The 14,053-nt window shown below is 67.9% G+C and carries 2 protein-coding genes; both read left to right on the forward strand.

Annotated elements, in window-relative coordinates; all coding sequences use genetic code 11:
• Nucleotides 1–304 precede the first annotated feature (304 nt).
• Nucleotides 305–13,684, forward strand: a complete 13,380-nt coding sequence (locus OG429_RS33985; protein ID WP_328929088.1) for a non-ribosomal peptide synthetase — start codon at nt 305–307, stop codon at nt 13,682–13,684.
• 106 nt (nt 13,685–13,790) lie between these two features.
• Nucleotides 13,791–14,009 (forward strand): MbtH family protein, encoded by a 219-nt coding sequence (locus OG429_RS33990; RefSeq protein ID WP_328929089.1) that lies wholly within the window; start codon nt 13,791–13,793, stop codon nt 14,007–14,009.
• Nucleotides 14,010–14,053 lie beyond the last annotated feature (44 nt).

Raw genomic sequence — 14,053 nt, forward strand, 5'->3', positions numbered from 1 at the left:
CGGAGCGCTGAGGGCTAGCGCCGGGCCGGGGCCCCGCGGTGAAATCCGGGGCCCCGGCCGATCCACGTCCGATCCGTGTCCCATCTGCGTACGGGCCGAGGCGGTCCAGGATCAGATGCGCGGGAGTTGACATAGTGCCCCCGCCCCAGTTCGCAGGAGAGGCTTTGTCGTCGACGCTGTTCATGGCGGCTGATCGATCAGCCCGAACGGTGAACGCGTCCGCGGGGGACGGGATAAGGCACGAAGTGAATTCCTGCGGCGCGCCCGAACTGCGCCCGACACGCAGCTCTGACCGCTGCCGGAAATGAAATCAGCCGAGTTTCGGCAGAAGAACACCGTCTGGAAAGCGAGCATCACGTTGGACGCCAAGGCATCGTCGAATTCGGCTCACCCGAACCCCGGCGCGGACAGGCAGCACCCTTCCTCGAACGTCGAGGTGCTGCGCGGTCTGTTCGCGGAGGTCCTGGGACACTCCGAAGTGGGCCCGGACGACGATCTCTTCACGCTCGGCGGGCATTCGCTCACGGCGATCAGGCTGCTGGTCCGGGTCCGCGCCGTTCTGGGGATCGAGCTTTCGATCAAGGAGGTCTTCGAGGCCGCCAACCCGGCGGCTCTGGCCCGGCGTCTCGACGCACACGCGGCGGGCGGTAGCGACGACGGCGGCGATGACGGCGACGGCGGCGGCGAGGGCATCCGACGGCCCGAGCTCGTTCCGGCGGTGCGCCCCGCCCGGTTGCCACTGTCGTTCCCCCAGCGCCGCCTGTGGTTCCAGCACAGGCTGGAAGGCCCGTCGGCGACCTACAACGTGCCCATGGCGTTCCGGCTGACCGGCAAGGTCGACGCCGACGCGCTGCACGGCGCCCTGCTCGCCGTGATCGGCCGGCACGAGTCGCTCCGTACGGTCTTCCCCGAGAGTGACGGCGAGCCGAACCAGCTGGTGCTGGGGCCCGAGGACGTGCGGTTCGACTGGCAGCGCCGTACGGTCACGGAGGCCGAACTCCCCGCCGCCTTGGAAGAAGCGGCCCGGTACGGCTTCGACCTCTCCTCCGAAATCCCGTTCCGCGCATGGCTGTTCGAGCACGGGGACGACGAATGCGTCCTGCTCATGCTGCTGCACCACATCTCGGGTGACGGCTGGTCCCTGGCGCCGCTGGCTCGTGACGTCATCGCCGCGTACACGGCGTACTCCGCCGACGCCGCACCCACCTGGTCCGAACTCCCGGTGCAGTACGCCGATTACAGCCTCTGGAAGAGCGAGCTGCTCGGGGACCCGGCCGACCCCGAGAGCGTCTTCGCGCGGCAGGTCGACTACTGGAAGGATCAGCTGGCCGAGCTGCCGCAGCTGGTCACCTTCCCCGCCGACCGCCCCCGTCCAGCCGTGGCCTCGTACGACGGCGCCAACCTGCACTTCAGGCTGAACGGGCAACTTCACCGTCAGATCGTGGCGTTGGCGCACCGCTCCAACGCCACCGTATTCATGGTGCTGCAGGCCGGCATGGCAGCGCTCCTGACCCGGCTCGGCGCGGGCACGGACATCCCGCTCGGAAACGGTGTCGCGGGCCGCAGCGATGAAGGCCTGGACGATCTGATCGGCCTGTTCGTCAACACCTACGTCCTGCGTACGGACACCTCCGGCGACCCCGGCTTCGGAGAACTGCTCGGCCGCGTCCGGGAAGCCAGCCTCGCGGCGTTCGAGTACCAGGACGTGCCCTTCGAGTACCTGGTGGAACTCCTCAACCCGCAGCGCTCCACTCACCACCACCCGCTGTTCCAGGTCGCGATGGTGCAGCAGAACGCGCCGTCGGTCGACATGCTCCTGCCCGGACTCGCGGTCCGTGAAGAGTTCGTCACCACCTCCACCTCCCGATTCGACTTCCTCGTCGAGCTGTTCGAGCGCCACGACGAGAACGACGCGCCGGCCGGTATCGAGGCCGTCGTCGAGTACGCGACCGAATTGTTCGACCACGCGACGGTCGAAGACCTCCTGGAGCGCTGGGCGCGGCTGCTGCAGCAGGTGGTGGCCGAGCCGGCGCTGCCGATCGGGCAGGTAGACCTGCTGGCGGAGGCGGAGCGCGGCCGACTGCTGGGGGACTGGAACGACACGTCCGTCGAGGTCCCCGAGGCGTCGATGACCGCGCTGTTCGAGGCCCGCGTTGCCGCGGCGCCCCAGGACACCGCGCTGGTGTGCGGTGCCGAATCACTCACGTACGGGGAACTCGACGCGCGGGCGAACCGGCTGGCGCACTGGCTGATCGAGCGGGGGGTGGCCCCGGAACAGCGGGTCGGTGTTCTCCTGCCGCGCTCGTCGGAATGGGTCGTCGCGGTGCTGGCCGTACTCAAGGCCGGTGGCGCGTACGTGCCGGTCGACCCGGAATATCCGGCGGAGCGCCGCGCCTTCATGCTGGCGGACGCCGCCCCGGTCCTCGTACTCGACGAGGAGACACTGCGAACCGCCCTGCCGGACCTGGCCAAGTACCCCGACACCGTCCCCGATGTGCGCGTTCGCCTCGAGAACCCCGCCTACATCATCTACACCTCCGGCTCCACCGGCGTTCCCAAGGGCGTCGCCGTGTCGCACAGCGGCGTGGCCAGCCTCGCGGCGGCGCAGGTCAGCAGGCTGGGTGTCACGCCCGCGAGCCGGGTACTGCAGTTCTCCTCGCTGAGCTTCGATGCCGCGTGGTGGGAACTGGTGATGGCGCTGACCTCCGGCGCCACGCTGATCGTGCCGCAGCAGGGTCGCCTCGTCGGTGAGGCGCTGCTGGAGGTGCTGGCCGGGCAGGGGATCACGCATGTGACGGTGCCGCCGTCGGTGCTGGGGGCTTTGCCTGCTGGTGTGGAGTCTGGGTCGGGGCTTTCGTCTTTGGAGACGGTTGTTCTGGCGGGTGAGGCTGCTCCTGTGGAGTTGGTGGCCCGGTGGTCGGGGTCGCGGCGTGTGGTGAATGCGTATGGTCCGACGGAGTCGACGGTGTGTGTGTCGATGAGCGGTGAGGTGTCGGATGGTGTGGTTCCCATCGGTCATCCGGTGGTGAACACGTCCGTGTATGTGCTGGATGAGGGTTTGTGTCCGGTGCCGGTGGGTGTTCCGGGTGAGTTGTATGTGGCGGGTTCGGGTCTGGCGCGTGGGTATGTGGGTCGTGCTGGTCTGACGGCTGAGCGGTTTGTGGCGTCTCCGTTTGGTGTGGGTGCGCGGATGTACCGGACGGGTGATCTGGTGCGCTGGCGTGCGGATGGGCAGTTGGAGTATCTGGGGCGTGCTGATGAGCAGGTGAAGGTGCGTGGGTTCCGGATCGAGCCGGGTGAGATCGAGTCGCTGCTGGTGGGTTTTGAGGGTGTCCGTCAGGCTGCGGTGATCGCCCGTGAGGACGTTCCGGGGGATCAGCGCCTGGTGGCCTATGTCGTGCCTGATCTTGAGGTGGCGGCCGCGTCGGGTGCTGCTGATGTGTCGGGTGCTGAGGCGCAGGTGGAGGAGTGGCGGGAGATTTACGACTCGGTGTATTCCGGGGCGGGTTCTGGCGGCTTTGGTGAGGATTTCTCGGGCTGGGACAGTTCGTATTCGGGTGAGCCGATTGCGTTGGGTGAGATGCGTGCCTGGCGGGATGCGGTCGTGGAGCAGGTGCGTGGGTTCGGTGCGCGTCGGGTGCTGGAGATCGGTGTCGGTTCGGGTCTGCTGATGGCGCATCTGGCCGGCGGTGTGGAGGAGTACTGGGGCACGGATCTGTCGTCGGCGGTGATCGGGCGTCTGGAGGGCCAGGTTGCCGAGGCGGGTCTGGGGAACGTCCGTCTGCGGGCACAGCCGGCAGACGTGACGGAGGGGCTGCCGGAGGGCTTCTTCGACACGGTTCTGATCAATTCGGTGGTGCAGTACTTCCCTGATGGGGAGTATCTGGCGCGGGTGATCGACCGGGCGGTCGGGCTGCTGGCTCCTGGCGGCCGGCTGATTGTCGGTGACGTGCGGCATGCGGGTTCGCTGCGTGTTCTGCATGCGGCTGTTCACGCGGGCCGGGGTGCGGTGGCGCGCGCGGTGGTGGACCGTGCGGTGCTGCTGGAGAAGGAACTCGTGGCCGCACCCGAGTTCTTTGCGGAGCTGGCCCGGCGGGATGGCCGGATTGGCGGGCTGGATATCCGTCTGAAGCGGGGCGGGTATCACAATGAGCTGACCCGGCATCGCTACGAGGTGGTGTTCCACAAGGATCCGGCCGGAGTGCTGGACGTTTCCGGTGCCCGTGAAGTGGTCTGGGAGTCCGGTCTCGACCTTGAGGACTTCGCCGGGATCGATGTTCCGGTGCGTGTGGTGCGCATTCCGAATGCGCGGCTGGTGGCCGAGGTTGCCGCTGAGCACGTGGTCGACGGGCATGACGCGGAGGACTTCGGGCCGGCTGTTGATCCGGAGGCTCTGGTTGTCCGGGGCGCCGGGCTGGGTCTGCGGGTCGTGCCGACCTGGTCACCGGGGTCGGTGGCCCACTTCGAGGCCGTCATCCTCCCGGCCGGGACGGATGATGCGGTTCTGTCCGGTGTCTACATGCCCTCCAGTTCTGCTTCTGCCTGGGTGAACAGCCCCGGTGCCGCTCGTGGAATCGGGGCGGTCGTCAAGGCGGCCCGTGCGCAGCTGGCCGAGGGCCTGCCCGATTACATGGTCCCGTCGGCGGTCATGGCCGTGGCGCGGCTTCCGCTGTCTCCGAACGGCAAGCTGGACCGCCGGGCGCTCCCGAAGCCCGACTATGCGGCGGCCTCGGGCGGGCGGGCTCCGCGGACTCCGCAGGAAGAGGTCCTCGCGGGCCTGTTCGCCGAAGTCCTCGGCGTCGACCGCGTCGGCATCGACGACAGCTTCTTCGACCTCGGCGGCCACTCCCTCCTCGCCACCCGCCTCGTGAGCCGCATCCGGACCATCCTGGGCGTGGAGCTGCCCATCAAGGACGTCTTCGAAGCCTCCACCGTGTCCCGGCTGGTGGAACGACTGGACCTCGGCGGTAGGACGCGCACCGCCCTTCTGCCCATGGACCGCCCGGACAGCGTTCCACTGTCCTTCGCGCAGCGCCGCCTGTGGTTCCTCCACAAGCTCGAAGGCCGTTCCGCCACCTACAACATGCCGCTTGCCCTGCGGCTCACCGGTGTCGTCGACCACGCCGCGCTCCGCGCTGCCCTGAGCGACGTGATCGGGCGCCACGAGTCCCTGCGTACGGTCTTCCCCGAGAGCGGCGGCGAACCCCGACAGCTCGTACTGGACGCCGAGGAGACCGGGATCGGCTGGGAACGCCGTACGGTCACCGAGGCCGAGCTCCCGGCCGCGCTGGAAGAAGTGGCCCGGTACGGATTCGACCTGGCCACCGAAATCCCGGTTCGCAGCTGGCTGTTCGAAACGGGTGCCGAGGACGCAGTCCTGCTCCTGCTGCTGCACCACATCGTCGGCGACGGCTGGTCCATGGCGCCGCTGGCCCGCGACGTCGTGGCCGCGTACACCGCGCGACTCCAGGGTGTGGCTCCGCAGTGGGCGGAACTTCCGGTCCAATACGCCGACTACACCCTTTGGCAGAGCGAACTGCTCGGTGATGAGTCCGACCCGGACAGCCTGTTCGGACGCCAGGTCGCCTACTGGCGCGATCAGCTGACGGACCTGCCGCAACTAGTGACCTTCCCCGCAGACCGGTCCCGTCCGGCGATCGCTTCCTACGTCGGCTCGTCCGCCGAGTTCGATGTCGATGCCACGCTGCACCGGCGGCTCCGCGAGCTGGCCCGCGCTTCGGGCGCGACCGTGTTCATGGTGCTCCAGGCGGGCATGGCAGCGCTCCTGACCCGGCTCGGCGCGGGCACGGACATCCCGCTCGGCAGTGGTGTCGCGGGCCGCACGGACGAGGCGCTCGATGACCTGGTCGGTCTCTTCGTCAACACCTTCGTGCTCCGCACGGACACCTCGGGCGATCCGACCTTCGAGGAGCTGCTGGGCCGGGTCCGTGAGACCAGTCTGGCGGCCTACGCCAACCAGGACGTGCCCTTCGAGCACCTGGTGGAACTCCTCAACCCCCAACGGTCGGCGGCCCACCACCCGCTCTTCCAGGTGGCCCTGGTCCTCCAGAACACCGGCCAGGGCGACTTCACCCTGCCGGCGCTGACGGTCCGGATGGAAGAGGTCGACTCCGGTACTTCCCGCTTCGACATGCTGCTTTCGCTCACCGAGCGGTACGACGCCGCGGGCAACCCCGCCGGGATCGCGACCGTGGTCGAGTACTCCACCGACCTCTTCGACCGGTCCACGATCGAGCAGCTCTTCGCCCGCTGGATCCGCTTCCTCGACGAGGCGCTGACCGCGCCGAAGCAGTCGATCAGCCGGGCCGATCTGCTCGTCGGCACCGAGCGCCGCCAGGTACTGGCCGACTGGAACGACACCGACGCCGAGGTTCGTCAGGAGAGCCTGGCCGTTCTCTTCGAAGCTCAGGTGCGGCGGACCCCCGACGCCACCGCGGTCCTGTTCGGCGCCGCCGAACTCACCTACGCCGAGCTGAACGCCCGAGCCAACCAACTGGCGCGCCACCTCGTCGCCTCCGCCCCGGGTACGGGCGGCGGCACCGGCACCGAGCTGCTCGTGGCCGTCGCGTTGCCGCGCTCGGCGGACACCGTCGTCGCGCTCCTCGCGGTGGTCAAGGCGGGCGGCGCCTACGTCCCCCTCGACCCTGAGGATCCGGCAGAGCGACTGCGCTACACGCTGGACGACGCCCGCCCGGGACTGCTGCTCACCTGTACCCCGACCCTGACCGGCCTGGGCACGGAGCTCCCGTCCGTTCTCCTCGACGACGAGGAGACCCGCGCGGAGATCGACCGGCAACCCGCGGGCGACCTGACCGATGACGAGCGCTGGGGGCGGCTGGTTCCGCAGAGCCCGCTCTACGTGATCTACACCTCGGGTTCCACCGGCCGTCCGAAGGGAGTCCTGGTCGAACACCGGGGCCTGGTCAACAACCTCCAGTGGATGGGCGACGCCTACCCGGTCGGAGCCGGTGACGTGCTGTTGTTCCGTACTTCGGTGCGATTCGACTCGGTGGGACTGGAGCTCTGGTTCCCGCTGCTGCATGGCGCGGCGATCTGCGTGGCCCCGGGCGAGGTACTCCGGGACCCTCATGCGCTCGTCTCCTACATGGTGGAGCACGGTGTCACCGTCGCCCAGTTCCCACCGTCCCTGCTGGCCAATCTTCCGGCTCCGCCCGCCGGCCATGACGTCACCCGCATCTGGTCCAGCGGTGAGGCGCTGCGTCCGGAACTTGCGGCGGAGATCTCACGCACGTGGGGTGCGGAGCTCTCGAACCTGTACGGCCCGACCGAGATGACCATCCAGGTCGCCTCCTCGACCTGGCACGCCGGCGAGCTGGGCGCGAGTGCGACCGCGGGCAGCGTCCCGATCGGCCGACCGATGTGGAACACCCGGCTTTATGTGCTGGACGAGGGTCTGTCTCCGGTGCCGGTGGGTGTTCCGGGTGAGTTGTACGCGACCGGTGTACAGGTGGCGCGCGGGTATGTGGGGCGTGCTGGTCTGACGGCTGAGCGGTTTGTGGCGTCTCCGTTCGGTGTGGGTGCGCGGATGTACCGGACGGGTGATCTGGTGCGTTGGCGTGCGGATGGGCAGTTGGAGTATCTGGGGCGTGCTGATGAGCAGGTGAAGGTGCGTGGGTTCCGGATCGAGCCGGGTGAGATCGAGTCGCTGCTGGTGGGTTTCGAGGGTGTCCGTCAGGCTGCGGTGATCGCTCGTGAGGACGTTCCGGGGGATCAGCGTCTGGTGGCCTATGTCGTGCCTGATCTTGAGGTGGCGGCCGCGTCGGGTGCTGCTGATGTGTCGGGTGCTGAGGCGCAGGTGGAGGAGTGGCGGGAGATTTACGACTCGGTGTATTCCGGGGCGGGCTCTGCGGGTTCTGCGGGTTCTGACGGTTCTGCAGTTTTTGGTGAGGATTTCTCGGGCTGGGACAGTTCGTATTCGGGTGAGCCGATCGCGTTGGGTGAGATGCGTGCCTGGCGGGATGCGGTCGTGGAGCAGGTGCGTGGGTTCGGTGCGCGTCGGGTGCTGGAGATCGGTGTCGGTTCGGGTCTGCTGATGGCGCATCTGGCCGGCGGTGTGGAGGAGTACTGGGGCACGGATTTGTCGTCGGCGGTGATCGGGCGTCTGGAGGGCCAGGTTGCCGAGGCGGGTCTGGGGAACGTCCGTCTGCGGGCGCAGGCTGCGGATGTCACGGAGGGGCTTCCGGAGGGCTTCTTCGACACGGTTCTGATCAATTCGGTGGTGCAGTACTTCCCTGATGGGGAGTATCTGGCGCGGGTGATCGACCGGGCGGTCGGGCTGCTGGCTCCTGGCGGCCGGCTGATTGTCGGTGACGTGCGGCATGCGGGTTCGCTGCGTGTTCTGCATGCGGCTGTTCACGCGGGCCGGGGTGCGGTGGCGCGCGCGGTGGTGGACCGTGCGGTGCTGCTGGAGAAGGAACTCGTGGCCGCACCCGAGTTCTTTGCGGACCTGGCCCGCAGGGACAGCCGGATTGGCGGGCTGGATATCCGGCTGAAGCGGGGCGGGTATCACAATGAGCTGACCCGGCATCGCTACGAGGTGGTGTTCCACAAGGATCCGGCCGGAGTGCTGGACGTTTCCGGTGCCCGTGAAGTGGTCTGGGAGTCCGGTCAGGGCCTTGAGGCTTTCGCCGGGATCGATGTTCCGGTGCGTGTGGTGCGCATTCCGAATGCGCGGCTGGTGGCCGAGGTTGCCGCTGAGCACGTGGTCGACGGGCATGACGCGGAGGACTTCGGGCCGGCTGTTGATCCGGAGGCTCTGGTTGTCCGGGGCGCCGGGCTGGGTCTGCGGGTCGTGCCGACCTGGTCACCGGGGTCGGTGGCCCACTTCGACGCCGTCATCCTCCCGGCCGGGGCTGATGATGCGGTTCTGTCCGGTGTTTACAGGCCTTCGGCCGCGTCGGGTTCCTGGGTGAACAGCCCGGGCGCTGCCCGTGGAATCGGTGCGGTCGTCATGGCCGCTCGTGCCCGCCTGGCCCAGGGTCTGCCGGAGTTCATGGTTCCGTCCGCGGTGATGGTTCTGGACCGGCTTCCGCTGACCGCGAACGGCAAGCTGGACCGCCGGGCGCTCCCGAAGCCCGACTATGCGGCGGCCTCGGGCGGGCGGGCTCCGCGGACTCCGCAGGAAGAGGTCCTCGCCGGCCTGTTCGCCGAAGTCCTCGGCGTCGACCGCGTCGGCATCGACGACAGCTTCTTCGACCTCGGCGGCCACTCCCTCCTCATCACCCGCCTCGTGAGCCGCATCCGCGGCGCCATGGGTGTGGAAGTGCCCATCGCCACGGTCTTCGAGACCCCCACCGTCTCCGGCCTCGCGGTTCGCCTCGCCGAAGGCGGCAGTACTCGCCTCGCTCTGGAGCCGATGCCCCGCCCGGACATCGTGCCGCTCTCCTTCGCGCAGCGCCGCCTGTGGTTCCTCCACAAACTGGAAGGCCGCTCGTCCACCTACAACATGCCGATCGCCCTGCGCCTGAAGGGCGAGGTCGATGCCGAAGCACTCCGGGCCGCGCTCCACGACGTGATCGCCCGGCACGAATCGCTGCGTACGGTCTTTCCCGAGGCCGAAGGCGAGCCGCACCAGCTGGTTCTGGAGCCGTCGAACGCACGGCTGGAGTGGGAGTGCCGTACGGTCACCGAGGCGGAGCTGCCGGCCGCGCTGGAAGAAGTGGCCCGGTACGGGTTCGACCTGGCTTCCGAAATCCCGCTCCGCTCCTGGCTGTTCGATTTGGACGGCGCCGGTGAGTGCGTCCTTATGCTCCTGGTCCACCACATCGCCGGTGACGGCTGGTCCATGGGCCCGCTGACGAGGGACCTCGTCGCCGCCTACACGGCGCGTACCCAGGGTGAGGCTCCGCAGTGGGTCGAACTCCCCGTTCAGTACGTCGACTACACGCTCTGGCAGAGCAAGTTGCTCGGCAACGCGTCCGACCCGGGAAGCATCTATGCCCGGCAGCTGGACTACTGGAGCCGCCAGCTGGCTGGGCTTCCCGAGCAGGTGACCTTCCCGACGGACCGGCCGCGCCCGGCGATGTCCTCCTTCGAGGGGACGCACCTCACCTGGGACATGAAGCCCGAACTGCACTCGGGCATAGTCAAGTTGGCCAGCCGCACGAACACCACGGTGTTCATGGTGCTCCAGGCGGCCATGGCGGTCCTGCTGACCCGCCTCGGCGCCGGGACCGACATTGCTCTGGGCAGCGGCGTGGCCGGTCGCACGGACGAGGCACTCGATGACCTGGTCGGTCTCTTCGTCAACACCTTCGTGCTGCGCACGGACACGTCCGGGGATCCGACCTTCGAGGAGCTGCTGGGCCAGGTCCGTGAGACCAGTCTGGCGGCCTATGCCAACCAGGACGTCCCGTTCGAGGACCTGGTGGAGCTGCTGAACCCGCAGCGGTCCAGCGGTCACCACCCCCTCTTCCAGGTGGCCCTTGTCCTCCAGAACACCTCCGCGAGCGAGTTCGTGCTGCCGGGGCTGCGAGTGGGCTCCGAGGATGTCGGCATCGGCCGCTCGCGCTTCGACATGCTGCTCAGCCTCACCGAACACGTCGGCGAGCAGGGTGTGACCGCAACGGTCGAGTATTCGACGGATCTGTTTGATCGTTCGTCGGTTGAGCGGTTGCTTGGGCGTTGGGTGTGGTTGCTGGAGCAGGTGGTGGCTGATCCGTTGGTGCGGGTTGGTGGGGTTGAGTTGTTGGCGGAGGCTGAGCGGGAGCTGGTGTTGTCGGGGTGGAATGAGACGGGGTGTGTGGTTCCGGAGGCTTCGCTGGCTGGGTTGTTCGAGGCTCAGGTGGTGCGGGATCCGGGTGCGACGGCGGTGGTGCGTGGTGGGGAGTCGTTGTCGTATGGGGAGTTGAATGCGCGGGCGAACCGGCTGGCGCATTGGCTGATCGGTGAGGGTGTGGGGCCGGAGTCGTTGGTGGGGGTGATGCTGCCGCGTTCGGTTGATCTGGTGGTGGCGGTCCTTGCTGTGCTGAAGGCCGGTGGCGGGTATGTGCCGATTGATGTGGAGTATCCGGCGGAGCGGCGTGCGTTCATTCTTGAGGATGCGGCGCCGGTGCTTGTGCTGGATGAGCGTGTGCTGGGTGGGGATTTTTCGGGGTTTGCGGATTCGGATCCTGGGGTGGTGGTGGATCTGGGGCATCCGGAGTATGTGATTTATACGTCGGGTTCTACGGGTCGGCCCAAGGGTGTGGTGGTGTCGCATCGGGGTGTGGCGAGTCTGGCGGTGACGCAGGTCGGGTTGCTGGAGCTGGGGCCGGAGAGCCGGGTGCTGCAGTTTGCTTCGCCGAGTTTTGATACTGCGTTCTGGGATTTGCTGGTGGCTTTTGCTTCGGGTGCGGTGTTGGTGGTGCCTGAGCGTGGTCGGCTGGTGGGTGGGGAGTTGTTGCGGGTCCTGGCTGAGGGTCGGGTGTCGCATGCGTTGATTCCGCCGTCGGTGGTGGCGACGTTGCCGGTGGATGCTCCGGCGTTGCTGGGGGATCTGTGCTGTCTGGTGGTGGGTGCTGAGGCGGTGCCGCTGGATCTGGTGGCGCGGTGGTCGCCGGGGCGTCGGGTGATGAATGCGTATGGTCCGACGGAGACGACGGTCATTGTGGCGATGGCCGGCCCGATGGTGGGTGATGTGCCGATCGGGCGGCCGGTGGCGAATACCCGGCTTTATGTGCTGGATGAGGGTTTGTGTCCGGTGCCGGTGGGTGTTCCGGGTGAGTTGTATGTGGCGGGTTCGGGTCTGGCGCGCGGGTATGTGGGGCGTGCTGGTCTGACGGCTGAGCGGTTTGTGGCGTCTCCGTTCGGTGTGGGTGCGCGGATGTACCGGACGGGTGATCTGGTGCGTTGGCGTGCGGATGGGCAGTTGGAGTATCTGGGGCGTGCTGATGAGCAGGTGAAGGTGCGTGGGTTCCGGATCGAGCCGGGTGAGATCGAGTCGCTGCTGGTGGGTTTTGAGGGTGTCCGTCAGGCTGCGGTGATCGCTCGTGAGGATGTTCCGGGGGATCAGCGTCTGGTGGCCTATGTCGTGCCTGATCTTGAGGTGGCGGCCGCGTGGGGTGCTGCTGATGTGTCGGGTGCTGAGGCGCAGGTGGAGGAGTGGCGGGAGATTTACGACTCGGTGTATTCCGGGGCGGGTTCTGGCGGCTTTGGTGAGGATTTCTCGGGCTGGGACAGTTCGTATTCGGGTGAGCCGATTGCGTTGGGTGAGATGCGTGCCTGGCGGGATGCGGTCGTGGAGCAGGTGCGTGGGTTCGGTGCGCGTCGGGTGCTGGAGATCGGTGTTGGTTCGGGTCTGCTGATGGCGCATCTGGCCGGCGGTGTGGAGGAGTACTGGGGTACTGATCTGTCGTCGGCGGTGATCGGGCGTCTGGAGGGCCAGGTTGCCGAGGCGGGTCTGGGGAACGTCCGTCTGCGGGCGCAGGCTGCGGATGTCATGGAGGGGCTGCCGGAGGGCTTCTTCGACACGGTTCTGATCAATTCGGTGGTGCAGTACTTCCCTGATGGGGAGTATCTGGCGCGGGTGATCGACCGGGCGGTTGGGCTGCTGGCTCCTGGCGGGCGGCTGATTGTCGGTGACGTGCGGCATGCGGGTTCGCTGCGTGTGCTGCATGCGGCTGTCCATGCGGGCCGGGGTGCGGTGGCGCGCGCGGTGGTGGACCGTGCGGTGCTGCTGGAGAAGGAACTGGTCGCCGCACCGGAGTTCTTTGCGGATCTGGCCCGGCGGGATGGCCGGATTGGCGGGCTGGATATCCGTCTGAAGCGGGGCGGGTATCACAATGAGCTGACCCGGCATCGCTACGAGGTGGTGTTCCACAAGGATCCGGCCGGAGTGCTGGACGTTTCCGGTGCCCGTGAAGTGGTCTGGGAACCGGGCCAGGGCCTTGAGGCTTTCGCCGGGATCGATGTTCCGGTGCGTGTGGTGCGCATTCCGAATGCGCGGCTGGTGGCCGAGGTCGCGGCCGAGCATGTGGTCGACGGGCATGACGCGGAGGACTTCGGGCCGGCTGTTGATCCGGAGGCTCTGGTTGTCCGGGGCGCCGGGCTGGGTCTGCGGGTCGTGCCGACCTGGTCACCGGGGTCGGTGGCCCACTTCGATGCCGTCATCCTCCCGGCCGGGACGGATGATGCGGTTCTGTCCGGTGTCTACACGCCGTCCAGTTCTGCTTCTGCCTGGGTGAACAGCCCCGGTGCCGCTCGTGGAATCGGGGCGGTCGTCAAGGCGGCCCGTGCGCAGCTGGCCGAGGGCCTGCCCGATTACATGGTCCCGTCGGCGGTCATGGCCGTGGCGCGGCTTCCGCTGTCTCCGAACGGCAAGCTGGACCGCCGGGCGCTCCCGAAGCCCGACTATGCGGCGGCCTCGGGCGGGCGGGCTCCGCGGACTCCGCAGGAAGAAGTCCTCGCCGGCCTGTTCGCCGAAGTCCTCGGCGTCGACCGCGTCGGCATCGACGACAGCTTCTTCGACCTCGGCGGCCACTCCCTCCTCGCCACCCGCCTCGTGAGCCGCATCCGCGGCGCCATGGGTGTGGAAGTGCCCATCGCCACGGTCTTCGAGACCCCCACCGTCTCCGGGCTGGTCGCGCTGCTCGCGGCCACCACGCAGCCGACGGCCCGTCGGCCGGCCCTGCGCCGAATGACGCGGCCGACGGGAACATCCTGATTCGTCCTTCATCCGTAACGACGCACACCAGTGCATACGCGATGTGCATGACATACACCGCCACATCGTGTGACAACCCATCAGATAACACGTGAGGAAACACATCATGACGAACCCGTTTGAGAACCCGAACGGCACCTACCTGGTCCTGATCAACGACGAGGGCCAGCACTCCGTGTGGCCCGAGTTCGCCGAGGTGCCGGCCGGCTGGACCGTGGTGAAGCCCGCCGACACCCGCGAGGCCGCCCTCGCCTACATCGAGGAGACCTGGACGGACATGCGCCCGGCGAGCCTGGTCAAGGCCATGGCCGACACAGCCTCCTGAGGCACAGCACACACATCCGGACACCACCAGGCAGGGGCGCCCTC

It is taken from the genome of Streptomyces sp. NBC_00190, assembly GCF_036203305.1.
Taxonomy (GTDB): Bacteria; Actinomycetota; Actinomycetes; order Streptomycetales; family Streptomycetaceae; genus Streptomyces.